The sequence below is a fragment of the Streptomyces sp. NPDC001717 genome, from assembly GCF_042892775.1.
Lineage (GTDB): Bacteria > Actinomycetota > Actinomycetes > Streptomycetales > Streptomycetaceae > Streptomyces.
In genome coordinates, this window is the sequence record NZ_JBIAUK010000001.1 from 440,394 (window position 1) to 463,030 (window position 22,637).

Below are 22,637 nucleotides of genomic sequence, written 5' to 3' on the forward strand. Positions count from 1 at the left end.
GAGTGCCGGGCGGCTACGCGGACAGCACCGCCCTGAGCTGGTCGAGACCCCAGTCCAGGTCCTCCTTGCCGATCACCAGCGGCGGCGCGATGCGGATCGTCGACCCGTGGGTGTCCTTCACCAGCACCCCCAGCTCCATCAGCTTCTCGGAGATGTCCCGGCCCGTCCCGCGCGAGGGGTCGATGTCGACGCCCGCCCACAGCCCGCGCCCGCGCACGGCGGTCACCGCGCCGCCCCCGACCAGCAGGTTCAGCTCCCGGTGCAAGTGGTCGCCCAGCTCGGCGGCGCGCTGCTGGTACTCGCCGGTGCGCAGCATCGCGATCACCTCCAGGGCGACGGCGCAGGCGAGCGGGTTCCCGCCGAAGGTGGAGCCGTGCTCGCCCGGCTTGAACACCCCGAGCACGTCCCGGTCGGCGACGACGGCCGAGACCGGCACCACGCCGCCGCCGAGCGCCTTCCCCAGGACGTACACGTCCGGGACGACGTCCTCGTGCTCGCAGGCGAAGGTCCTGCCGGTCCGGCCGAGGCCCGACTGGATCTCGTCCGCCATGAACAGGACGTTCCGCTCGCGCGTCAGGTCCCGTACGCCCCGGAGGTAACCGGGGGGCGGCACCAGCACCCCCGCCTCGCCCTGGATCGGCTCCAGCAGCACGGCGACGGTGTTCTCGGTGACGGCGTGCGCGAGCGCGGTGAGGTCTCCGTACGGGACGATCTCGAAGCCGGGGGTGTAGGGGCCGAAGTGGTCGCGGGCTTCGTGGTCCGTGGAGAACGAGACGATGGTGGTGGTCCGGCCGTGGAAGTTGTCGGCCGCGACCACGATCTTGGCGTGCCCGTCCGGGACGCCCTTGACCTCATAACCCCACTTGCGCGCGGTCTTCACGGCCGTCTCCACGGCCTCCGCGCCCGTGTTCATCGGCAGCACCATGTCCTTGCCGCACAGCGCGGCGAGTTCGGTGCAGAAATCGGCGAACCGGGCGTGGTGGAAGGCGCGCGAGGTGAGCGTGACCCGCTCCAGCTGCGCGTGGGCGGCGTCGAGCAGCCGGCGGTGTCCGTGCCCGAAGTTGAGCGCCGAATAGCCGGCGAGCATGTCGAGGTAGCGGCGGCCCTCCACGTCGGTCATCCACGCGCCTTCCGCGGAGGCGACGACGACGGGCAGCGGATGGTAGTTGTGCGCGCTGTGCGCGTCGGCGGAACGGATGGCATCAGCAGTTGTCGACACGGGGTCTCCGATCGTCCGTCAGGCCTGTGACGAGGGTGGCGTCACTTTCCATCCTCGCTCGTATACCGGGCGGAGAAACCTTTCTCGTGGCGCGCCCGCTATGGTGGGCGGTACGCACGGCGACTGGCGTACGGAGAACCAACTCCGGGGGAGTCGTGCGCGCACGACCGCTATCAGGGCCGCTCGCCTGGGCCTCGCGGGGACGAGACACGAAATCGACCCCGGAGGAGCCGCCATGAGCGCGAACCACCGTCATCCCGCCCTTCTCGCGACCGACCCCGAGCTGGCGTCCTTCGTCGCGGCGGAGGAGACCCTGCAGGCCGAGACGCTGCGCCTGATCCCGAGCGAGAACTACGTCTCGGCGGCCGTCCTCGAAGCCTCCGGCACCGTGCTGCAGAACAAGTACAGCGAGGGCTACCCGGGCCGCCGCTACTACGAGGGCCAGCAGAACATCGACCGCGTCGAGGCCCTCGCCGTCGAGCGCGCCAAGGGCCTGTTCGGCGTGGACCACGCGAACGTGCAGCCGTACTCCGGCTCCCCGGCGAACCTGGCCGTGTACCTGGCCTTCGCGAAGCCCGGCGACACGGTGATGGGCATGGCCCTGCCGATGGGCGGGCACCTGACGCACGGCTGGGGCGTCTCGGCGACGGGCTCGTGGTTCCGCGGCGTCCAGTACGGCGTGCGCGCGGACGACGGGCGCATCGACTACGACGCGGTGCGCGAGCTGGCCCTCGCCGAGCGGCCGAAGATCCTCTTCTGCGGCGGCACCGCGCTGCCGCGCACGATCGACTTCGAGGCCTTCGCGTCGATCGCCGAGGAGGCGGGCTCGATCCTGGTCGCCGACGTGGCGCACATCGCGGGCCTGATCGCGGGCGGCGCGCACCCGTCCCCGGCGGGGCACGTCGACGTGATCTCCACGACCACGCACAAGACCCTGCGCGGTCCGCGCGGCGCGATGCTGATGTGCCGGGAGGAGCACGCGAAGGCCATCGACAAGGCGGTCTTCCCGGGCCTGCAGGGTGGCCCGCACAACCAGACGACGGCCGGCATCGCGGTCGCCCTCCACGAGGCGGCGCAGCCGTCCTTCACGGCGTACGCCCACGCGGTCGTCGCCAACGCGAAGGCGCTGGCGGAGGCGCTGCTGGAGCGGGGCTTCGACCTGGTCTCCGGCGGCACCGACAACCACCTGATCCTGATGGACCTCACCTCGCGGGAGGTGCCGGGGAAGGTGGCGGCGAAGGCGCTGGACCGGGCGGGCATCGTGGTCAACTACAACACCGTCCCCTTCGACACGCGCAAGCCGTTCGACCCCTCGGGGATCCGGATCGGCACGCCGTCGCTGACGTCCCGCGGCCTCGGGGTCGAGCACATGCCGGTGGTCGCGGACTGGATCTCCCGGGCCGTGGACGCCGCGGCCAAGTCCGACGAGGCGGCCCTTGCCGCGGTGCGCGCGGAGGTCACCTCCCTCATGTCCGCGTACCCGGCCCCGGGCCTCCCCCTGGCCTGACGGTCCGCGCCTCAATGGCCGGCGGGGCTGGACGCGTCCGCGATCGCCCGCCCCGCCGCTGTGGGGGCTCCGCCCCCGAGCCCCCGCGCCTCAAACGCCGGCGAGGCTGATTTCGGCTGCCCCGAGCCGTCGGGTGCGGCCTCGAACACGGCGCTCCGCACCCGCGCCTCAAACGCCGGCGGGGCTGGATTCGCCCTGGCGTCTTGGCCGCCGGGCAGTGCCCGAAAGCGGTGCTCAGCCGAAAATCCAGCCCCGCCGGCGTTTGAGGCGCGGGTCTGGGCGGAGCCCAGGCATCCCCGCGCAGCGGCCGGCCCCCGCCCCGGAAAGCGGTCGCTCGGCAGGGGCGGGATCCGGCCACCGGGCTACCGGTCGGTACCGGTACCGGATCCGGCAGCCGGCCGGGCCCCGGCGTCCCGAGGCCCGGCGGCCGCACAAGGTTCCGGACACCGGCGGGCCCGAGCCCGCCCGCGCACCTGAGAGAATGAAGCCATGGCTTCTGATCGTCCTCGCGCGCTCTCCGGCATCCAGCCCACCTCCGGTTCGTTCCACCTCGGGAACTACCTCGGAGCCATCCGCCAGTACGTCGCCCTGCAGGAGACGCACGACGCCTTCTACATGGTCGTCGACCTGCACGCGATCACCATGCCGCAGGACCCGGCGGCCCTGCGCGCGAACACGCGCCTCTCCGCCGCGCAGCTCCTCGCCGCCGGCCTGGACCCCGAGCGCTGCACGCTCTTCGTCCAGAGCCACGTGCCCGAGCACGCGCAGCTCGCCTGGGTCATGAACTGCATCACCGGCTTCGGCGAGGCCAGCCGGATGACCCAGTTCAAGGACAAGTCCGCCAAGGGCGGGGTCGGCAGCGCCAGCGTCGGCCTGTTCACCTACCCGATCCTCCAGGTCGCCGACATCCTGCTCTACCAGGCGCACTCCGTCCCCGTGGGCGAGGACCAGCGCCAGCACGTCGAGCTGACCCGCGACCTCGCGGAGCGCTTCAACCAGCGCTTCGGCCGGACCTTCACCCTCCCTGCCGCGCACATCGTCAAGGAGACCGCGAAGATCTACGACCTCCAGGACCCGTCGATCAAGATGTCGAAGTCGGCGTCGTCCCCCAAGGGTCTGATCAACCTCCTCGACGAGCCCAAGGCCACCGAGAAGAAGGTCAAGAGCGCGGTCACCGACACCGAGACCGAGATCCGCTTCGACACCGAGAAGAAGCCCGGTGTCAGCAACCTGCTCACGATCTACTCCACCCTCACGGGCGAGACCATCCCCGAGCTGGAGGCGAAGTACGAGGGCAAGGGCTACGGCGCGCTGAAGACGGACCTGGCCGGCGTGATGGTCGACTTCGTCACTCCGTTCAGGCAGCGCACCCAGGAGTACCTGGACGACCCGGAGACGCTGGACTCCATCCTGGCCAAGGGTGCGGAGAAGGCCCGGGCGGTCGCCGCCGAGACCCTCGCGCAGGCCTACGACCGGATCGGTTTCCTGCCCGCCAAGCACTGAAGGGCGCCGACCCGGGCGCTCGCGGAAGAGGGCCCTGGCGGTTCAGGGGGTGCTGCCCCCACACTGGGGCGACAGCACGCAATTCGACGACGGAGGAGACATACGTGGGGACCGTAACGCTCGGCGTTTCGATCGCGGTCCCGGAGCCGTACGGCAGCCGGCTCCAGGAGCTGCGCGCCGGCTTCGGGGACGTCGCCGCGCACGGTATTCCCACGCATGTCACCCTCGTGCCGCCCACCGAGGTGGAGGCCGAGCGGCTGCCCGCGATCCGGGCCCACCTGGCCGAGGTCGCGGAGGCCTTCCGGGGTTTCCGGATGCGGCTGGCCGGCACGGGGACCTTCCGGCCGCTCTCGCCGGTCGTCTTCGTCCAGGTCGTGGAGGGCGGCGCGGGCTGCACCCGTCTCCAGAGCGAGGTCCGCGATCCGCAGGGCCCGCTCGACCGCGAGCTGGCCTTCCCGTACCACCCGCACGTCACCGTCGCCCACGGGATCTCCGAGGAGGCGATGGACCTCGCGTTCGCGACGCTCGCCGACTACGCGGCCGAGTGGCTCTGCGAGGGTTTCGCGCTCTACGAGCAGGGCTCCGACGGGGTCTGGCGCAAGCTGCGTGAATACCCTTTCGGCACGGGCCCGACGGGGGTCCCGGCGCAGCCGGGCGCGCCCGCCGAAGCGGCCCGGGCGACCGTACGTCCTTCCTGACCGAGCGGCCGCCGGCCCAGCCGGACGGTGAGCCGGGCGCCGAATCGCAGCTTCCGTAGGACCAGGGTGTGGAACGGATGAGTCGTCGGGCGAAAAGTCACAATCGACGACCGTAGTACCCGAAACCGGCAATCCCGACTATTTCCGGCAGGCCAATTACGGTGACGTCATGGACTGGCTGACGAAACTCCCGGTGATCGGGCCGCTTGTGGCCCATCTGATGCGGACCCACGCGTGGCGTTCGTACGAACGGCTCGACCGCGCCCACTGGACCAGACTCGCCGCGGCCATCACCTTCATCAGCTTCCTCGCGCTCTTCCCCCTGATCACCATGGCCGCCGCGATCGGCGCCGCGCTGCTCAGCCCGGAGCAGTTGGACCGGCTGGAGAAGAACCTCGCCCAACAGGTCCCCGGGATCTCGGACCAGCTCGACATCGAAGGGCTCGTCGCGAACGCCGGCACGGTCGGTCTCGTCGCCGGCGTGATCCTCCTCTTCACCGGCATCGGCTGGGTGGGCGCGATGCGGGACTGCCTGCGCGCGGTGTGGGACAAGGACGACGAGGACGAGGGCAACCCGGTCCTGCGCAAGGGCAAGGACGGACTCGTCCTCATCGGCCTCGGCGCCGTGGGTCTGGCCTCCGCCGCGGCCTCGATCTTCGGGGCCAGCGCGGTCGGCAGGTCCGCGGAGTGGCTCGGCATCCCGCAGCAGGGCGCGGGCGGCGGCCTGCTGCGCGCCGCCGCGTTCGGCGTCGGTGTCGTGGCCGCCTTCCTGCTGCTGCTCTACCTCCTGACGCTGCTGCCCGGGGTCGAGCCGCCGCGCGGCCGCCTGATCCAGGCGGCCCTGATCGGCGCGGTCGGCTTCGAGCTGCTGAAGCTGCTGCTCAGCGGCTATATGCGGGGGGTCGCCGCGAAGAGCATGTACGGGGCCTTCGGCACGCCGATCGCCCTGCTGCTCTGGATCAACTTCACGGCGAAGCTGCTGCTGTACTGCGCCGCCTGGACCGCCACCCGGGACGACGAGGCCGGCGACGGCGACGAAGCCGCCGCCGCTACACCAGATCCTCGCCCCTCCCGCGACGACCCCGCGGCCAGCGCCGGTTGACGACGTACGCGCCGCCCGCCAAGAGGGCGATCACCCCGCCCGCCACGCCCAGCGCGGTGCCGATGCCGCCCGAGGAGTCCCCACCGGCAGCCGCCGGGTCGTGATCGTGCGACTGGGCCGGGGAACCGTGCGGCGAGGTGTCCGCGCTCTTCGGCGGCACCAGCTCACCCACCGGCTTGACCTTCCCGGCCGCCGCGAAACCCCAGTCGAAGAGCGCGGCGGTCTCCTCGTACACCGAGTTCGCCCCGCCGGAGCCCGGGTTCATCACCGTGACCAGCAGCTTGCGCGAGCCCTGCTGGGCGGCCCCGGTGAAGGTGGCGCCGGCCATCGTGGTGTTCCCGTTCTTCACCCCGGCGATGCCCTTGTAGGGGGAGATGCCGCCGGCGCCCGTCATCAGTCGGTTGGTGTTCTGGATCTCGAAGTACTCGCGCGGCTTCCCGGGCTCCTGCCTGCCGGGGAACTTGGCCTCGGCCGTGCCGCAGTACTCGCGGAAGTCCTGCTTCTGCAGCCCGGAGCGGGCGATGAGCGTGAGGTCGTACGCGCTCGACACCTGGTCGGGGGCGTCGTAACCGTCGGGGGACACGACGTGGGTGTCCAGCGCCTGCAGTTCCTCGGCGTGCGCCTGCATGTCCTTGACGGTCTTCTCGATGCCGCCGTTCATGGCCGAAAGCACGTGCACGGCGTCGTTCCCCGACCGCAGGAACACCCCGAGCCACAGGTCGTGGACGCTGTACTCGTGGTCCTCCTTCACCCCGACCAGACTGCTGCCGGGGCCCACGCCCTCCATGTCCTTGTCGGTGACCTTGTGGACCTGGTCCTTGGGCAGACCCGGCAGCAGGGTGTCCGCGAAGAGCATCTTCATCGTGGAGGCCGGAGGGAGCCGCCAGTGCGCGTTGTTCGCCGCGAGGACCTCCCCGGACTCGGCGTCCGCCACGATCCAGGACTTGCCCGTGAGGCTCGTGGGCAGCGCGGGCGCCCCGGGCAGCAGGTTGACCTGGACCCCCGGCTGGCCCAGCAGCGTCCCGCCGACCGTGGACATCGACGCGGGCGGCGCCGCGGCCTGCGGCGCCTTGCCGGTCCCGCCCTTCCCGTCGGCCGGCGGCGACGGCGCGGCGTGCGCGGGGGCCATCAGCACCGAGGGGACGAGCAGCGCGGGGATAAGGACCGTCAACGCGGTCTTCTTGGCGGACACGCAGGTGAAAGTACATCCCGATGAGCTCATCACCGTCGCGGACCGGCCAAGTCGCCGCAACCTCCCCCGGGACAGCCCACCCCGGCGCGTCCGTCCTGGGGAAGAATCCGATACTGAGGGCATGAAACTCAGCCGTACCGCCTCCTGGTTCCTGCTCGCCTTCGGCGTCTGGAGCTGGTTCATCTGGGTGTCTTTCGTCCGGAACCTGTGGAAGAACGGCAGTGGGCTGGCGTTCGATGCGGCGGGTGACCCCACGGCCTACTTCTGGGTGCACCTGACGCTCGCGGTGACGTCCTTTCTCCTGGGGACGGCCGTCGGTGTGATCGGGTTGCGCGCGGTCCTCGCGCTGCGGCGCGCATCACGCACGGGCACGGACGAGGACCACTCCGCATGAAGATCGTGATCTTCGCGCTGATCGCCCTGGCGGTCCTCGCCCTGCTGGTGTTCGTCCACCGCTGGCTCTGGATCCGGCTGGTGCGCGACACCACCGTCCCCGGCGGCCTGCCCCGGCGGGTCGGTACGGTCCTGTTCATCGCCCTGCCCCTCCTGTCTGTGGCCGCCCTGACCACGGGCCGCGGCGGGGCACCCTTCCCGGTCCAGCAGGCGGTGGCCTGGCCGGGGTTCCTGTGGCTCGCGGTGCTCCTGTACCTGAGCCTGACGATGCTGGTCGCGGAGCCGATCCGCGCGCTGTTGCTCCGCCGACTGGCCCAGCGGCCTCCCACCGGGGAGGCACGGGGCGCCGCCCCGCACCCCGCGCCTCGAACGCCGGCGGGGCTGGATGACGCCCCTGCCGCCGGCGCCGGCGCGCCCGGCCGACCGGCCGCCTCCGCGTCGGCCGGGCCCACCGCGGGCACGGCCCGGGCGGCCGCCCCGGCGGGCCCGGCCACTCGTACGGCGGAGCACCCCGGCACCGACGGTCCGGCAGCGGGGCGGCCGGTGGCCGCCGCCGAAGCCGACGAGGCGGGCGGGCACGGGGGCGCAGCCGCACCCCCGCCGGGGCACGCCGAAGGCGGTGCGCCCGCGGCCGTCGGGCCGGCCCGAGAAGCCGGGCTGCAGACCCGGCGGCGGTTCGTCGCGCGGACGATCGGCGGGGCCGCCGCCGCCGTGGCCCTCGGGACGGTCGCGAACGGGGCGTACGGAGTGCTGCGCGGACCGAGCGTCAAGCGGGTCCGGGTCCCCCTGGCCAAACTGCCCCGCGCGGCGCACGGCTTCCGGATCGCGGTCGTCAGCGACGTCCACCTCGGGCCGATCCTCGGCCGCGCCCACACCCAGCGCATCGTCGACACCGTCAACCGCACCCAGCCCGACCTGATCGCCGTCGTCGGCGACCTCGTCGACGGCGACGTCCACGACCTCGGGCCCGCCGCCGAGCCGCTGCGCGGGCTCGTCGCGCGGCACGGTTCGTACTTCGTCACCGGCAACCACGAGTACTTCTCCGGCGCCCGCCAGTGGGTCGACCACGTCCGCGAACTCGGCCTCACCCCGCTCGAGAACGCCCGTCGCGCCCTGCCGTACTTCGACCTCGCCGGCGTGAACGACATCGCGGGCGAGAGCGAGGGCGAGGGTCCCGACTTCGGGGCGGCCCTCGGCGACCGCGACCGGACCCGTACCGCCGTGCTCCTCGCCCACCAGCCGGTGGTCATCCACGACGCCGTCCGGCACGGCGTCGACCTCCAGCTCTCCGGCCACACCCACGGCGGTCAGCTCTGGCCCGGCAACTACCTTGCGGAGCTCGCCAATCCCACCGTGGCCGGACTGGAGCGCTACGGGGACACCCAGCTCTACGTGTCCCGCGGGGCCGGGGCCTGGGGGCCGCCGGTCCGGGTCGGTGCGCCGTCCGACATCACAGTCGTCGAACTCGCCTCATACCAGGCCTGACCCGCCCCAACCGGCAGCGACCCGCGTCTGATCGACCACACACCTGCCTTCCGGTGGCCGAAATTCCGTGATGGGATGGCCGGTATCCGGTAATCGGACAGTGGGGTGCTGTCTCCGGTACAGGGGTGGGGTTAGCGGGATGCCGTCTGTCGGGTCGAAGGTCGTCATTGCCGGGGTGGTCCTCGGCGTCGTCGGGGTGGGGGCCTGGCAGCTGGTGCCCTGGGAGGGCAAGAGCCGGGGCCCCATCCGGGTCGGTACCAGTGACGTCGTCTCCTCCCTCGACCCCGCCGGGGCGTACGACGCCGGTTCCTGGGCCCTGTTCAGCAACGTCTACCAGTCGCTGCTCACCATCAAGCCCGGCTCCGCCACCCCCGTGCCGGACGCGGCCTCCTCCTGCCAGTTCATCGGGCAGAAGCTCACCACCTACCAGTGCGAGCTGCGTTCGGACCTGAAGTTCTCCAACGGGCGCCAGATCACCGCCGAGGACGTCAAGCACTCCTTCGACCGGATCAAGGCGATCAACTCCGACCAGGGCCCGGCCCCGCTCTTCAACACGCTGGAGTCGGTCAAGGCCGAGGGCCGCACCGTCACCTTCAACCTGGCAACGGGGGACGCCACCTTCCCCTTCAAGATCGCGACGGGTGCCGCCTCGATCGTCGACAAGGACAAGTACCCGGCGAAGGCGCTGCGCGAGGACGCGAAGGTCGACGGCTCCGGCCCGTACAAGCTCGGCGAGTACAAGGCCGGCACCAGGGCCGAGCTGGAGCCCAACGAGTCGTACGCGGGCCAGGCCAAGCCGGCCCAGACCGCCGTCACCGTCCGGTACTACGAGGGCTCGGCGCAGCTCGACAAGGCCTGGAACGACCACGAGATCGAGGTGGCCCACCGGGAGATGCCGCCGGCCGTGCTCGCGGGCCTCAACCCGGGCATGAAGGACACCCGCTACGAGGCCTCCGGCGGCACCGAGACCCGTTCCGTGGTCTTCAACGTCCGTCCCGGCTCGGCCGCGGCGCCGGTCGCCGTGCGCCAGGCCGTCGCCGCCGCCCTCGACCGGCCGAAGCTGGCCAGTGACGTCTTCTCGGGTACCGTCACGCCGTTGTACTCCCTCGTCCCGGCGGGCATCGCGAGCCACAGCACCCCGTTCTTCGACCTTTACCCGTCGGCCAACGGTGCGACCTCGAAGAAGATCCTGAAGGACGCGGGGATCGCCACTCCCGTCAACCTCTCCCTCGGGGTCAACGCGAAGGGCGCGAACGTCCCCGAGGCCGAGGAGATCAAGCGGCAGATGGAGGCCACCGGCCTCTTCCAGGTGACGGTCAAGCCCATCGAGAAGTGGGCCGACTTCCAGAAGGGCTACGCGGCGGGGGAGTTCGACGCCTACACCATCGGCTGGATCGCCGACTTCCCGGACGCGGACAACTTCCTCGCCCCGCTCGTCGGCGCCGACTCCTCCATGAACAGCGGCTTCGCGGACAAGCACGTGGACGAGCTGATCACCCGTACGCAGTCCTACTCGGACCGGGGCGCGGCCGCGGGTGACTTCCGCGAGCTGCAGAAGCTCGTCGCCCAGCAGGCCCCGATGGTGCCGATCTGGCAGAAGAAGGACTACGTGATGTCCCGCGACGCCGTGGCCGGCGCCCAGAACCTCTCCGACGGCACCGGGGTCTGGCGCCTGTGGGAGCTGGACTGGCTGTAGGCCGGCCGAACGCCCGCCGTCGGACGCCTGCCGTGGGACGCCTGCCGTGGGGCGCCGGATGCACGACGCCGGACGTCGGGCATCAGGCACCCGGCATCAGGCGTCCGACGGGTCCGGCTCCGCGTCCCGAGCCGGGGCCGAGGACTTCTTGCGGGCCTTCGCCGTCGCCGTCTCGGCCATGCCGGGCAGGAAGTCGGCGAACAGCTCATGGAGTTCCCGCACCAGCGGCCGCAGCACCCGGAACCGGGCGAGGATGATGCCCCGCGTGGTCAGATGCGCGCCCCGGTCGGCGAGCCGCCGGGTCTTCTCGCTGTCCGGTGAACGGTCGAAGACCCAGTAGAGGACCAGGCCCATCTGCGAGAGCCACATCAGCTCCGGCAGTACGTCGGCCAGTTCGGCCGGCACCTTGGTCTTCGCGCCCGCCAGCACCTCGCGGTGTATGTCGATGCAGGCCTGCCGCGCGGGCTCCGACTCCGGCGAGAAGGGGCTGAGCGGACTCTCGGGGTCCGCCGCGTTCTTGAAGAACTGCGAGGCGAACTCGTGGTACGGGGCCGCGATGTCCAGCCAGGTCGTCAGTACGCCCGCGATCCGCTTCTGCAGATCGGTCTCGTTGTCCAGGATGGGCCGGACCGCCGCCTGGTGTGCGGCGCCGATCCGGTCGTAGAACCCCTGGACCAGGTGTTCCTTCGATTCGAAGTAGTAATAGGCGTTGCCGACCGAGACGCCGGCCTCCTTCGCGATACCCCGCATCGTCGTCTTGTCGAAGCCGCGCTCCTGGAAGAGCCGGAGCGCGGTTTCGAGGATGAGCGTGCGGGTCTGCTCGCTCTTGGGAGCCTTCTGATCAGTCACGGTGGATGAGCCTATCGGGGGACGGGACAGTGGTCGTCACAGGCCGGTCCCTCGGACTCCGCATCGGCGCCCGCACCCCCCTCGGTCCGTACCGCCTGGCGCCATGCCGAGGCCGTGTACATGGCGGCCCGGGCGAAGGGCCGGCCGGCCGGGGTGGCCAGCCAGTTGGCCCGGGGCCGGTGCTCGGAGAGCGCCCACAGGCAGACGATGAAGGCGTCCGTACCGGTCCACACCTGGCCCGAGTCGCCGACGACGGTGATCTCGCGGAGCGTGGAGGCGTGGTCGAGCTCCGGGTACCGCTGCCGCGCCGCGGCGGACGCGGCGGGGACGAGCCGGAGCGGCACCAGCCAGTGCTGCCCGAGCAGCCAGTGCCGGATGTGCACGCAGAGGGGGCAGTCGGCGTCGTAGAGCACGGTCAGGTGGCGGACCACCCCCGGCGCGGCCACCGGTCAGGCCCCGGCCGGCGCGGTCCACCCCTGGGGGGCGAGCGGCGGGGTCTGCTGCCGCTCCATGATCCCGCGGCGGCGCATCTTGTTGAGCACGTACACGTTGCCGAGGTGCATGACCCCGAGGACCAGCAGGACGATGCCGAGCTTGAACGACAGTGCCTCGAAGAGCTCGCGGGTCGTCTCGATGGCGACGTCCGAGCGCAGGAACAGGGTCACGAAGCCGATGTTCACGAGGTAGAAACCGACCACGAGCAGCTGGTTGACGGCATCGGCGAGCTTCTCGTTCCCGGCGAGGACGTCGCCGATGAAGACGCGGCCGTTGCGGCTGAGCGTGCGGGCCACCCAGACCGTGAGACCGATGCTGATGCCCAGGTAGATGACGTATGCGACGACGTTGAGGTCCACAGCCCCAGCCCCTTTGAACGTGTTCAACTGCTGACGAGGATGACTGTAGGCCCTTTTTTGAACAAGTTCAAGCGAACGTGGGAGGCGCTCCGGAACACCCCGGAAACGCGAAAGGCCCGTACCCCGGGAAGGGGTACGGGCCTCGGCGCGTCAGGGGATCAGAAGCGGCGCGTGATCAGCGCGCGCTTGACTTCCTGGATCGCCTTCGTGACCTCGATGCCACGCGGGCACGCGTCGGTGCAGTTGAAGGTCGTGCGGCAGCGCCACACGCCGTCCTTGTCGTTCAGGATCTCCAGCCGCTGCTCGCCGGCCTCGTCACGCGAGTCGAAGATGAAGCGGTGCGCGTTGACGATCGCCGCCGGGCCGAAGTACTGGCCGTCGTTCCAGAACACCGGGCACGAGGACGTGCACGCGGCGCACAGGATGCACTTGGTGGTGTCGTCGAAGCGCTCGCGGTCCTCGGCGGACTGCAGGCGCTCGCGCGTCGGCTCGTTGCCCTTGGTGACCAGGAACGGCATGACGTCCCGGTACGCCTGGAAGAAGGGCTCCATGTCGACGACGAGGTCCTTCATCACCGTGAGGCCCTTGATGGCCTCGACGGTGATCGGCTTCTCCGGGTTGATGTCCTTGATCAGCGTCTTGCAGGCGAGCCTGTTCTTGCCGTTGATCCGCATCGCGTCGGAGCCGCAGATGCCGTGCGCGCACGAGCGACGGAAGGTCAGCGTGCCGTCGAGGTCCCACTTGATCTTGTGGAGACCGTCGAGCACGCGCTCCTTCGGGTCGATCTCGATCTGGAAGTCCTGCCACTGCGCCTCGTCCGAAACCTCGGGGTTGAAGCGGCGGATCCGGAAGGTGACCGTGATGTTGTGCGAGGCCGCGGCCTCGGCCTCGACCTTGTCCAGGGTGGGGGTGGCCATCAGTACTTACGCTCCATCGGCTGGTAGCGGGTGACGACGACGGGCTTGTAGTCCAGCCGGACGGAGTCCTTGCCGTCGGCGCCGACCTCGCGGTACGCCATGGTGTGGCGCATGAAGTTGACGTCGTCGCGGTTCGGGTAGTCCTCGCGGTAGTGACCGCCGCGGGACTCCTTGCGCGCCAGGGCGGACACGGCCATGACCTCGGCCAGGTCGAGCAGGTTGCCCAGCTCGATGGCCTCCAGCAGGTCCGTGTTGAAGCGCTTGCCCTTGTCCTGGACGGACACGTTCTTGTAGCGCTCGCGCAGCTCCGCGATCTTCTCGACCGCGGTCTTGATGGTCTGCTCCGTACGGAAGACCATCACGCAGGCGTCCATCGTCTCCTGGAGCTCCAGGCGCAGGTCCGCGACCCGCTCGCTGCCCGTGGAGTTGCGCAGCTGCTCGACCAGCTCGACGACCTGCTGCGCCGGGTTCTCCGGCAGCTCGACGAAGTCGTTGGCGTGGGCGTAGGCCGCGGCCGCGATGCCCGAGCGCTTGCCGAAGACGTTGATGTCCAGCAGCGAGTTGGTGCCCAGGCGGTTCGCGCCGTGCACCGACACGCACGCGACCTCGCCGGCCGCGTACAGACCCGGCACGACGGTGGTGTTGTCCGCCAGGACCTCACCCTCGACGTTGGTCGGGATGCCGCCCATGGCGTAGTGCGCGGTGGGCTGGATCGGGATCGGGTCCGTGTACGGCTCGATGCCCAGGTAGGTGCGCGCGAACTCCGTGATGTCCGGGAGCTTCGCGTCGAGCTGCTCCGGCGGAAGGTGCGTCAGGTCCAGGTACACGTGGTCACCGGCGGGACCGCAGCCGCGGCCCTCACGGATCTCCGTGTAGATGGAGCGCGAGACGACGTCACGGGACGCGAGGTCCTTCATGACCGGCGCGTACTTCTCCATGAAGCGCTCGCCGTCCTTGTTGCGGAGGATGCCGCCCTCACCGCGGGCGCCCTCCGTCAACAGGATGCCCATGCGCCAGATGCCCGTCGGGTGGAACTGGAAGAACTCCATGTCCTCCAGCGGCAGGCCGCGGCGGTAGCAGGCCGCCTGGCCGTCACCCGTGAGGGTGTGCGCGTTGGAGGTCACCTTGAAGAACTTGCCGGTGCCGCCGGAGGCGTAGATGACGGCCTTGGCCTGGAACACGTGGATCTCGCCGGTGGCGAGCTCGTACGCGACCACACCGGCCGACTTCTTGACGCCGTCCTCCTCGACCAGGAGCTGGTCCAGGACGTAGAACTCGTTGAAGAACTCCACGCCCTCCTTGACGCAGTTCTGGTACAGCGTCTGGAGGATCATGTGGCCCGTGCGGTCCGCGGCGTAGCAGGACCGGCGGACCGGCGCCTCGCCGTGGTTGCGGGAGTGACCGCCGAAGCGGCGCTGGTCGATGGTGCCGTCCGGGGTGCGGTTGAACGGCAGGCCCATCTTCTCCAGGTCGAGGACCGCGTCGATGGCCTCCTTCGCCAGGATCTCGGCGGCGTCCTGGTCGACCAGGTAGTCACCGCCCTTGACCGTGTCGAAGGTGTGCCACTCCCAGTTGTCGTCCTCCACGTTGGCCAGCGCGGCGGCCATGCCGCCCTGCGCGGCGCCCGTGTGGGAGCGGGTGGGGTAGAGCTTCGTCAGCACGGCGGTGCGGCTGCGCTTCGTCGCCTCGATGGCGGCGCGCATGCCCGCGCCACCGGCGCCGACGATGACGGTGTCGTACTTGTGGATCTTCATCTGTTTCGCCTCAGCCCCGTTGCCTAGCGGATGTTCGGGTCGAAGGTGAAGATCACCAGCGTGCCCAGAAGGATGGTGAACACCGTGGCGGTGTAGAGCAGGCCCTTCAGCCACAGCCGCGTGTTGGCGCGCTCCGCGTAGTCGTTGACGACGGTACGCAGACCGTTGGCGCCGTGCAGCATCGCCAGCCACAGCATCAGCAGGTCCCAGACCTGCCAGAACGGGGACGCCCAGCGGCCGGCCACGAAGGCGAAGCCGATCTTGGAGACGCCGCCGTCGAGCACCAGCTGGATCAGCAGGTGGCCGATGACCAGGACGACGAGGACGATGCCGGAGAGGCGCATGAAGAGCCATGCGGCCATCTCGAAGTTGCCGCGGGTCGAGCGCGGGGTCTTGCCCGTGCGCTTGCGCGGGGCCTCGATGTACGGGGCCGGGTTGTCGACGTCGTAGAGGGAGACGCCCTCCACGGAACCGACCTTTTCGAAAGAAGTGTCAGAGCTCATGCGTGTCACTTCCCGAACAGTTCGAGGTAGGCGTGGCTCAGGACGGGGTACACGGCCCCGGCCATCAGCACGATCCAGACGCTCACCACGGTCCAGAGCATCTGCTTCTGGTAGCGCGGGCCCTTGGACCAGAAGTCCACGGCGATGACACGAAGACCGTTGAGCGCGTGGAACAGGATGGCGGCGACGAGGCCGTACTCCAGCAGCGCGACGATCGGAGTCTTGTAGGTAGCCACGACATCGTCGTACGCCTCGGGGGAGACGCGGACGAGAGCGGTGTCGAGGACGTGTACGAACAGGAAGAAGAAAATGAGGACGCCGGTGACTCGATGAGCCACCCAGGACCACATTCCTTCCCGGCCGCGGTACAACGTTCCAGCCGGCACGGAAAACCCTCCGGAAGCGGGGCGGGGGCCAGCCGGCTTCTTTGTCGGTCGGGCCCGGCCGGGTACGGTCCACCGGCCCCGGACATCGTAGCGACGCTTTGTCGGTTCCCTCGCCCGGGGTCCGCCGGTGTGATCAAACAGGCACGGACGGGCTATCCCACAGGAGCAAATAGCCCGAATTCGACAGCAGCCACCCCATCGGGAGAGGTCAGTCGGCGTGTCAGCTCGGCCAGCCGGGTCTGCGCGAGGCGGCGCAGCTCGTCGGCGGAGATGGAGCGCTCCTCGTCCACCTCGTGCCCCATCCGGTGCCGGATCGCGGCCAGCAGCTGGTTCGCCTGCTCCTCCGGCGGGTGCTCGTCGAGGCTGATCACGAAGGCGTGCCCGAACTTGCGCTCGTACTCCGCGTTGGCCGCGTCGAGCGCCAGCAGGGCCGCGTACGGGGAGCCGCGCCCGAGCTGGGCCGGGCATTCGACGGCCAGCGCCTCCGTCAGGTCCGCCTGCGAGAGGTCGTACGAGGCCTCGTCCGCGGCGGCCAACAGGACGTCGACGTCGGGGTACGGGCGGTGGGCGGCCACCCGGTGGGCCCAGCGCCGGCTTCCGCAGCAGTGCAGCAGCACGGCCCGGGCGGCGTCGGGGGAGAGGGCGTTGAACCGCGCCAGCCCGGAGCCGTGGGAAGGATCGGAGCAGCCGCGGGCCTGTGCCGGAAGGTGGCTGGACAGCGGGGGGCTCCTCGGGACGCGACGCGGGTGTACCCGCCACGCTATCGACGCCGGGCCGGGAGTGTCGTACCCATTCGAGCTTTTCGCGAGGAAGTGAGCCGAAAGGATGACGTGGGAGAGCGGAGCGGCGAGAGTGGCCCACGTGGTGTCCGTGGCGGCCGTACGTCTCACGTGCTGGGAGAGGTGGAGGACGACCGAGGCCGCCACCCCCCACAGGAGAGGCCCCGGTCGCCATCCGTCACGGGCTCGTGCGACAAGCCCGTACTCCTGTCAGCGCCCCGAGTGCGTTTTGTGTCACACCTCGCTCCGCGCAGGAATGGTTGCAGGTTGTACAACACATGGACGAGGGGTGCGGAAAGCCGTAACGTGCTGATTTGCGCCACACGGACAGGACGTTGAACGGGTTGGGGACTTTGCTGGGGGACGACGCGGAGCTGACCGCCGCGGTGCTCGCGGCACAGGACGGCGACGAGAACGCGTTCCGTGCTGTGTACCGCGCCGTGCACCCACGCCTGCTCGGATACGTACGCACGCTCGTCGGGGACGGCGACGCGGAGGACGTGACCTCCGAGGCCTGGCTGCAGATCGCCCGCGACCTCGACTCCTTCACCGGCGACGCCGACCGCTTCCGCGGCTGGGCCGCCCGCATCGCGCGCAACCGGGCCCTCGACCACATCCGCATGCGTGGACGCCGCCCCGCCATCGGCGGCGACGAGACCGAGCTGACCGGTTGGGCCGCCGAGTGCGACACCGCCTCCGCCGCCATGGAGTCCCTCTCCACCGGCTCGACCATGGCCCTGATCGCCCAGCTCCCCCAGGACCAGGCCGAGGCCGTCGTGCTGCGGGTCGTGGTCGGACTCGACGCCAAGAGCGCCGCCGAGACCCTGGGCAAGCGCCCCGGCGCCGTGCGCACCGCCGCGCACCGGGGGCTGAAGAAGCTCGCCGAACTGCTCGGCGCGCAGGACGGCGACGGCGGGGGCCCTCCCGACGCGGACCTCGGGATCACCGTCGGCCATAATGCCGGTGGCCGGCCACGGGGCGGCGGGGGCAGGAGGGATCTCGACGCCGTTCCCGCGCAACGCGGCCGCGGTGGGGGCCTCGTGGAGCAAACCGGTGTGACGCATTCACGTTGGCGGACGCAGAAGGACATGTGATGGCCGACGAGCGCGACAGGCGGTGGCTCGACGAAGCCGCGGCCGAAAAACTGCTGCGCGGTGAACCTCTGGAACCCCTGGGACCGGCCGCCGACCTCCGCGCCCGGGCCGAAGCCGCCCGGCTGCGCGCCGCACTCGATTCCCTCGCCCGGCCGCAGGTCCCCGAGGGCGCACACGTCGGTGAAGCCGCGGCGATGGCCGCCTTCCGGGCCGCGCGCGCCGCGGGCACGGCCGGCGCCATCGGATCCGCCGCGGCGCGGGCCGACGTCGTGGAACCGCTCGTCGAACTCGTCCGGTACGAGCGCCCGCAGGCCGTCCGGCGCGGCCGGGCCGTGCGCTTCGGCCTGGCGGCGGCCCTGGCGAGCGTCACGGTCGGCGGACTGGCCGCCGCCGCGGCCGCGGGACTGCTGGGCCAGGACCGGCACGACGTGGCGGGACCGGGACCGGCCGCGTCCGTCAGCGTCGACGAGGACGCGGCGAAGGGCATCGGCACCGGCGCCCCGACCCACTCCCCGCAGGTCCGGCCCACCCCGCACCGGGGCGACGGCGCCGTTCCGGCGACGCCTTCGGGCGGGACGCAGGCTCCGGGATCCGACGGGTTCACTTCCTGGGGCGGCTCCGCGATTGGCGGAAATTCGTCGGGTGGCTCCGCCACGGGGGGCCCGGGGCGCGACACCCGCGACAACCGGGACACCCGGGACGGCGAGACCGGTGGCACGACCGGGGGTCGGGAGACCCCCGGCACCGAGGGCGGCGCCAAGGACAAGGACAGGGACAAGGACCGCAACGGGCAGGGCCAGGGGCAGGGCGACGTCCTCCTCAAGGCCGCGGACCTGTGCCGGGAGTACCGGGCGGGCCGCCTCACCATCGAGCGCCGCGACCGGCTCTCGCTGCTGGCCCGTGGGGTCTCCCGGATTCCGGTCTACTGCGATTCGCTGCTGAGCGGGGTCACCCCGGGCGGTCCGCGCGGGAACTCCCCGGCTCAGGACGGCCCCGTGAAGCCCCGGACCACGGCCCCGGCCCGCCCCGACGGCGGCTCTCCCGGCATCGGCTGAAATTCGTACCGGCCCGCTGTAACACTTTTCGATGCGGCGGCGCAGTACATAACGAGCCGACTGGTCATCGGCCGCGCATGAGCCGGGGTTCCCCCCGTACCCCTGGGCTCTGCGCAACCGGCGCGGGCGGGGCACGTTCCCCCGGCCCCGCCCGCGCCCTCTACTTCCCGACCCGCACGGCCCGGCACGCACCGGTCCGGCCCGCACGGCCCGGCACGCACGCAAAAGCGGCCCGGCCGGATCCGCCCGGCAGGGCCGCGTCCACCTGGCGTCCGGCCGGCCGGACGCCACGGGGACTCACCAGTAGACGACGACCTTGTCGCCGGTCTGCACCTGGGCGAAGAGCGCCGACAGCTTGCCCTTGTCCCGGACGTTCACACAGCCGTGCGAGGCGCCGGCGTAGCCGCGGGCCGCGAAGTCCGCCGAGTAGTGCACCGCCTGGCCGCCGCTGAAGAACATCGCGTACGGCATCGGCGTGTGGTAGATCGTCGACACCCAGTCCTTCTCCTTGCGGTCCACCTTGAACTCGCCCTCGCGGGTCGGAGTGTTCTCCGAGCCGAAGCGCACGTCCATGGTGGAGACGATCTTCCCGTCGATCATCCAGGCGAGGGTGCGGCTCTCCTTGCTGATGCACATCACGCGGCCCGTCATGCAGCGCGGGTCCGGAGCGTCGACCTCGTTGGTGGTCGGCGGGCGCAGTTCGTCCTCGGTGGGCTTCTTCGTCAGCTTCTGGATCTTCTGCCAGGTCGCCTCGTCGACCGAACCGCTGGCGGTCAGGTCGTTCTTCGACTGGAAGGACTTGACCGCGGCCGTCGTCTTCGACCCGTAGAAACCGGTCGGTGCGACCGACATCAGCTTGAGCTGCTTCAGCCGCGCCTGGAGCTCGCGGATCTGGTCGCTCTCGTCGCCGTTGGCCATGATCGCCTTCACCGCGGGCGTGGCGGACGCCGAGGGCGAGGCGGAAGCGGAGGCGGAAGCCGACGGCGAGGCGTCGCCCGGCTTGTTGTCCGTGGAGGGAGAGGCTTCAGGGGTGGCACCCGCCGTGGGCGAAGACGAGACCGAGGAGGAGGAGCCTGCCGACTCCGACTTCTGCGGTCCGCAGGCGGTCGCGGCGAGCGCGACGGCGGTGGCGATCCCGAGCGTGCGGATTATGACTCTCTGGCGGTGCATGAGCGGTCCCCCGGTTTCTACGGTCGTGTATGTAGGTGATGCCTGACGCGCGTGGAGAGTTGCACTGCGTCCGGGGATGTTGCGCCATTGTGACCAGGAGCCGTCCGCAACCTTTCGAGGACATGTGCGGGACGGTTGTACCAGTCCTGGACCCGGTAGTTCCACGGAGGTCGCACGTGACGGCGCACACCGAGAGCGGAATCCCCATCGAACCCGTCTACGGGCCCGGCGACCTGACGGGGTGGGACCCCGCCCAGGCCCTCGGGGAGCCCGGCGGGTTCCCGTACACGCGCGGGGTCTACCCGAACATGTACACCGGCCGACCCTGGACGATGCGGCAGTACGCCGGCTTCGGAACGGCCGCCGAATCCAACGCCCGGTACCGGCAGCTCATCGCGGGCGGCGGCACCGGGCTGTCCGTCGCCTTCGACCTGCCGACCCAGATGGGGCACGACTCCGACGCCCCGCTCGCGCACGGCGAGGTGGGCAAGGTCGGCGTCGCCGTCGACTCCGTCGACGACATGCGGGTCCTGTTCGACGGGATCCCGCTCGACCGGGTCTCCACCTCGATGACCATCAACGCTCCCGCCGCGCTGCTCCTGCTGCTCTACCAACTGGTCGCGGAGGAGCAGGGCATCTCGGGCGCGCAACTGACGGGGACGGTCCAGAACGACGTCCTGAAGGAGTACATCGCCCGAGGGACGTACATCTTCCCGCCCGGGCCCTCGCTCCGGTTGACGGCCGACACCTTCCGCTACTGCCGGGCCGAGATCCCCAAGTGGAACACCATCTCCATCTCCGGCTACCACATGGCCGAAGCGGGGGCCTCGCCCGCGCAGGAAGTGGCCTTCACCCTCGCGGACGGGATCGCGTACGTCCGAACGGCCCTGGCCGCCGGGATGGCGGTCGACGAGTTCGCGCCCCGGCTCTCCTTCTTCTTCGTCGCCCGCACCACCCTCCTGGAGGAGGTCGCGAAGTTCCGCGCCGCCCGACGGATCTGGGCGCGCGTCATGCGCGAGGAGTTCGGGGCCCGCGACCCGAAGTCGCTGATGCTGCGCTTCCACACGCAGACGGCCGGCGTCCAGCTGACGGCGCAGCAGCCCGAGCTGAACCTCGTACGGGTCGCGGTGCAGGCGCTGGCGGCGGTCCTCGGCGGCACCCAGTCACTGCACACCAACTCCTTCGACGAGGCGATCGCGCTGCCGACCGAGAAGTCCGCCCGCCTCGCGCTGCGCACCCAGCAGGTCCTCGCGTACGAGACGGACGTGCCGCACACCGTGGACCCGTTCGCCGGGTCGTACGCGGTGGAACGGATGACGGACGAACTGGAGGCGGCGGCGCTCGCGCTGATGCGCCGGGTCGAGGACCAGGGCGGGGCGGTGGCCGCGATCGAGAACGGCTTCCAGAAGGCCGAGATCGAGAAGAACGCCTACCGCATCGCGCAGGAGACCGAGGGCGGGGAGCGCGTGGTCGTCGGGGTCAACCGGTTCGCGCTGGAGCGCGAGGAGCCGTACGAGCCGCTGCGCGTGGACCCGGCGATCGAGGCCCGGCAGTGCGAGGCCCTGGCGCGGCTGAGGGCGGAGCGGGACGGGTCCGCGGTCCGGGCGGCGCTCGCCGCCCTGCGGGAGGCGGCGGCCGGGACGCAGAACGTGCTCTACCCGATGAAGGAGGCGCTGCGGGCACGGGCCACGGTGGGGGAGGTGTGCGGGGCGCTGCGGGAGGTCTGGGGTACGTACGAACCCGTCGATTCCACTTGGTGACGTAACGATTCAAAGCGGGCACTGGACCGTCAGGTGCGTACCTGTGGGACACTCCTGCACATGCTGGGTGTGACCGATCTTCCGACTTATCTCGCCGGCCTGGTGCTCATCATTTTGTTGCCGGGCCCGAACTCGCTCTACGTGCTGTCCGTGGCCGCCCGCCGCGGGGTGCGCACCGGCTACAAGGCCGCCGCCGGGGTGTTCACCGGCGACGCCGTGCTGATGCTGCTGACGGCCCTGGGCGCCGGGGCGCTGCTCAAGGCGAGCCCGCTGGTGTTCACCGTGGTGAAGGTCCTGGGCGCCGGGTACCTGGCGTGGCTGGCCGTGGGCATGATGCGCGGTGCCTGGACGCTGTGGCGCACGCGCGCGGAGCTGGCCGAGGCGGTGGAGGAGGCGCCCGCGGAGGCGGGCGAGCGCGAGCGGCCCTACCGGCGGGCGCTGCTGATCAGCATGCTCAACCCGAAGGCCATCCTCTTCCTGATGTCCTTCTTCGTGCAGTTCGTGGACCCGTCCTACGCCTACCCGGCGCTGTCGTTCCTGCTGCTGGGCGGCCTGCTGCAGATCGGCAGCTTCCTGTACCTGACGTCGCTGATATTCGGCGGCACGCGCCTCTCGGACGCCTTCCGCCGCCGCAAGCGGCTGTCGGCCGGGGCCACCTCGGCGGCGGGCGTGCTGTTCCTCGGCTTCGCGGCCAAGCTCGCGACCGGCTGAGCCCGCCGGG

The 22,637-nt window shown here is 70.9% G+C and carries 22 protein-coding genes and 1 riboswitch; of the genes, 11 read left to right on the forward strand and 11 right to left on the reverse strand.

Translation table 11 applies throughout. The features are described from left to right. Positions 1-13: 13 nt before the first annotated feature. The gene (gene rocD / locus ACFYZL_RS02240; RefSeq protein WP_388675306.1) at positions 14-1,219 is read right to left on the reverse strand and encodes an ornithine--oxo-acid transaminase; all 1,206 of its coding nucleotides are present in this window, start codon (positions 1,217-1,219) and stop codon (positions 14-16) included. 109 nt (positions 1,220-1,328) lie between these two features. Next, positions 1,329-1,419: riboswitch (ZMP/ZTP riboswitch) on the forward strand. Between the two features lie 35 nt (positions 1,420-1,454). Here rocD and glyA point away from each other — a divergent pair. From glyA to ACFYZL_RS02260, 4 genes are all read left to right on the forward strand, one after another. Continuing rightward, positions 1,455-2,726 (forward strand): serine hydroxymethyltransferase, encoded by a 1,272-nt coding sequence (gene glyA / locus ACFYZL_RS02245; protein WP_384758500.1) that lies wholly within the window; start codon positions 1,455-1,457, stop codon positions 2,724-2,726. A 489-nt stretch (positions 2,727-3,215) separates the two neighbouring features. Further along, positions 3,216-4,229, forward strand: a complete 1,014-nt coding sequence (gene trpS / locus ACFYZL_RS02250; RefSeq protein WP_384758723.1) for a tryptophan--tRNA ligase — start codon at positions 3,216-3,218, stop codon at positions 4,227-4,229. Positions 4,230-4,333: 104 nt separating this feature from the next. Next, a complete protein-coding gene (locus ACFYZL_RS02255) occupies positions 4,334-4,927 on the forward strand; it encodes a 2'-5' RNA ligase family protein (protein WP_384758725.1) in 594 nt (197 codons plus the stop codon). A gap of 169 nt (positions 4,928-5,096) precedes the next feature. Further along, the gene (locus ACFYZL_RS02260; RefSeq protein WP_388675311.1) at positions 5,097-6,029 is read left to right on the forward strand and encodes a YihY/virulence factor BrkB family protein; all 933 of its coding nucleotides are present in this window, start codon (positions 5,097-5,099) and stop codon (positions 6,027-6,029) included. On the opposite strand, the gene ACFYZL_RS02265 is transcribed toward ACFYZL_RS02260, so the two are convergent. Continuing rightward, positions 5,977-7,221, reverse strand: a complete 1,245-nt coding sequence (locus ACFYZL_RS02265; RefSeq protein ID WP_384758730.1) for a D-alanyl-D-alanine carboxypeptidase family protein — start codon at positions 7,219-7,221, stop codon at positions 5,977-5,979. The genes ACFYZL_RS02260 and ACFYZL_RS02265 overlap by 53 nt on opposite strands. A gap of 121 nt (positions 7,222-7,342) precedes the next feature. Between ACFYZL_RS02265 and ACFYZL_RS02270 the strand changes: the two genes are divergently transcribed. The 3 genes from ACFYZL_RS02270 to ACFYZL_RS02280 all read left to right on the forward strand — a co-directional run bounded on the left by ACFYZL_RS02270 (position 7,343) and on the right by ACFYZL_RS02280 (position 10,795). After that, positions 7,343-7,615, forward strand: a complete 273-nt coding sequence (locus ACFYZL_RS02270; RefSeq protein ID WP_384758733.1) for an SCO4848 family membrane protein — start codon at positions 7,343-7,345, stop codon at positions 7,613-7,615. After that, positions 7,612-9,099, forward strand: a complete 1,488-nt coding sequence (locus ACFYZL_RS02275) for a metallophosphoesterase (protein ID WP_388675316.1) — start codon at positions 7,612-7,614, stop codon at positions 9,097-9,099. The genes ACFYZL_RS02270 and ACFYZL_RS02275 overlap by 4 nt, the downstream gene beginning before the upstream one ends. Positions 9,100-9,238: 139 nt before the next feature. Next, on the forward strand, positions 9,239-10,795 hold the full coding sequence (locus ACFYZL_RS02280) for an ABC transporter substrate-binding protein (protein ID WP_384744634.1): 1,557 nt from the start codon (positions 9,239-9,241) through the stop codon (positions 10,793-10,795). A 96-nt stretch (positions 10,796-10,891) separates the two neighbouring features. Here ACFYZL_RS02280 and ACFYZL_RS02285 read toward each other — a convergent pair whose 3' ends face one another. The 8 genes from ACFYZL_RS02285 to ACFYZL_RS02320 all read right to left on the reverse strand — a co-directional run bounded on the left by ACFYZL_RS02285 (position 10,892) and on the right by ACFYZL_RS02320 (position 16,984). Further along, positions 10,892-11,644, reverse strand: a complete 753-nt coding sequence (locus ACFYZL_RS02285; protein WP_384744636.1) for a TetR/AcrR family transcriptional regulator — start codon at positions 11,642-11,644, stop codon at positions 10,892-10,894. Positions 11,645-11,655: 11 nt separating this feature from the next. Then, a complete protein-coding gene (locus ACFYZL_RS02290; protein ID WP_384744637.1) occupies positions 11,656-12,090 on the reverse strand; it encodes a thiol-disulfide oxidoreductase DCC family protein in 435 nt (144 codons plus the stop codon). 3 nt (positions 12,091-12,093) lie between these two features. Next, positions 12,094-12,498 (reverse strand): hypothetical protein, encoded by a 405-nt coding sequence (locus ACFYZL_RS02295; RefSeq protein ID WP_384744638.1) that lies wholly within the window; start codon positions 12,496-12,498, stop codon positions 12,094-12,096. A 158-nt stretch (positions 12,499-12,656) separates the two neighbouring features. Continuing rightward, entirely contained in the window at positions 12,657-13,415 is a 759-nt protein-coding gene (locus ACFYZL_RS02300) for a succinate dehydrogenase iron-sulfur subunit (protein ID WP_384744640.1), read from the reverse strand. Then, on the reverse strand, positions 13,415-15,169 hold the full coding sequence (sdhA, locus tag ACFYZL_RS02305) for a succinate dehydrogenase flavoprotein subunit (RefSeq protein ID WP_384744641.1): 1,755 nt from the start codon (positions 15,167-15,169) through the stop codon (positions 13,415-13,417). The genes ACFYZL_RS02300 and sdhA overlap by 1 nt, the downstream gene beginning before the upstream one ends. A 23-nt stretch (positions 15,170-15,192) precedes the next feature. Then, the gene (locus tag ACFYZL_RS02310) at positions 15,193-15,672 is read right to left on the reverse strand and encodes a succinate dehydrogenase hydrophobic membrane anchor subunit (protein ID WP_384744643.1); all 480 of its coding nucleotides are present in this window, start codon (positions 15,670-15,672) and stop codon (positions 15,193-15,195) included. Between the two features lie 5 nt (positions 15,673-15,677). Further along, entirely contained in the window at positions 15,678-16,058 is a 381-nt protein-coding gene (sdhC, locus tag ACFYZL_RS02315; RefSeq protein WP_376661267.1) for a succinate dehydrogenase, cytochrome b556 subunit, read from the reverse strand. 152 nt (positions 16,059-16,210) lie between these two features. Next, complete coding sequence (locus ACFYZL_RS02320; RefSeq protein ID WP_388675324.1) at positions 16,211-16,984, reverse strand: 2-oxo-4-hydroxy-4-carboxy-5-ureidoimidazoline decarboxylase; 774 nt, start codon at positions 16,982-16,984, stop codon at positions 16,211-16,213. Between the two features lie 206 nt (positions 16,985-17,190). On the opposite strand from ACFYZL_RS02320, the gene ACFYZL_RS02325 reads away from it, so the two are divergent. After that, positions 17,191-17,931, forward strand: a complete 741-nt coding sequence (locus ACFYZL_RS02325; RefSeq protein WP_384744714.1) for an RNA polymerase sigma factor — start codon at positions 17,191-17,193, stop codon at positions 17,929-17,931. After that, the gene (locus tag ACFYZL_RS02330) at positions 17,931-18,986 is read left to right on the forward strand and encodes a hypothetical protein (RefSeq protein ID WP_384744645.1); all 1,056 of its coding nucleotides are present in this window, start codon (positions 17,931-17,933) and stop codon (positions 18,984-18,986) included. The genes ACFYZL_RS02325 and ACFYZL_RS02330 overlap by 1 nt, the downstream gene beginning before the upstream one ends. Before the next feature lie 297 nt (positions 18,987-19,283). Here the strand turns inward: ACFYZL_RS02330 and ACFYZL_RS02335 are convergent, their stop codons facing one another. After that, positions 19,284-20,156 (reverse strand): peptidoglycan-binding protein, encoded by an 873-nt coding sequence (locus ACFYZL_RS02335; RefSeq protein WP_384744647.1) that lies wholly within the window; start codon positions 20,154-20,156, stop codon positions 19,284-19,286. 176 nt (positions 20,157-20,332) lie between these two features. Between ACFYZL_RS02335 and ACFYZL_RS02340 the strand changes: the two genes are divergently transcribed. Then, on the forward strand, positions 20,333-21,916 hold the full coding sequence (locus tag ACFYZL_RS02340) for a methylmalonyl-CoA mutase (RefSeq protein WP_384744648.1): 1,584 nt from the start codon (positions 20,333-20,335) through the stop codon (positions 21,914-21,916). A 60-nt stretch (positions 21,917-21,976) separates the two neighbouring features. Next, positions 21,977-22,627, forward strand: a complete 651-nt coding sequence (gene leuE / locus ACFYZL_RS02345; protein ID WP_384744650.1) for a leucine efflux protein LeuE — start codon at positions 21,977-21,979, stop codon at positions 22,625-22,627. The last annotated feature ends 10 nt before the right edge of the window (positions 22,628-22,637 follow it).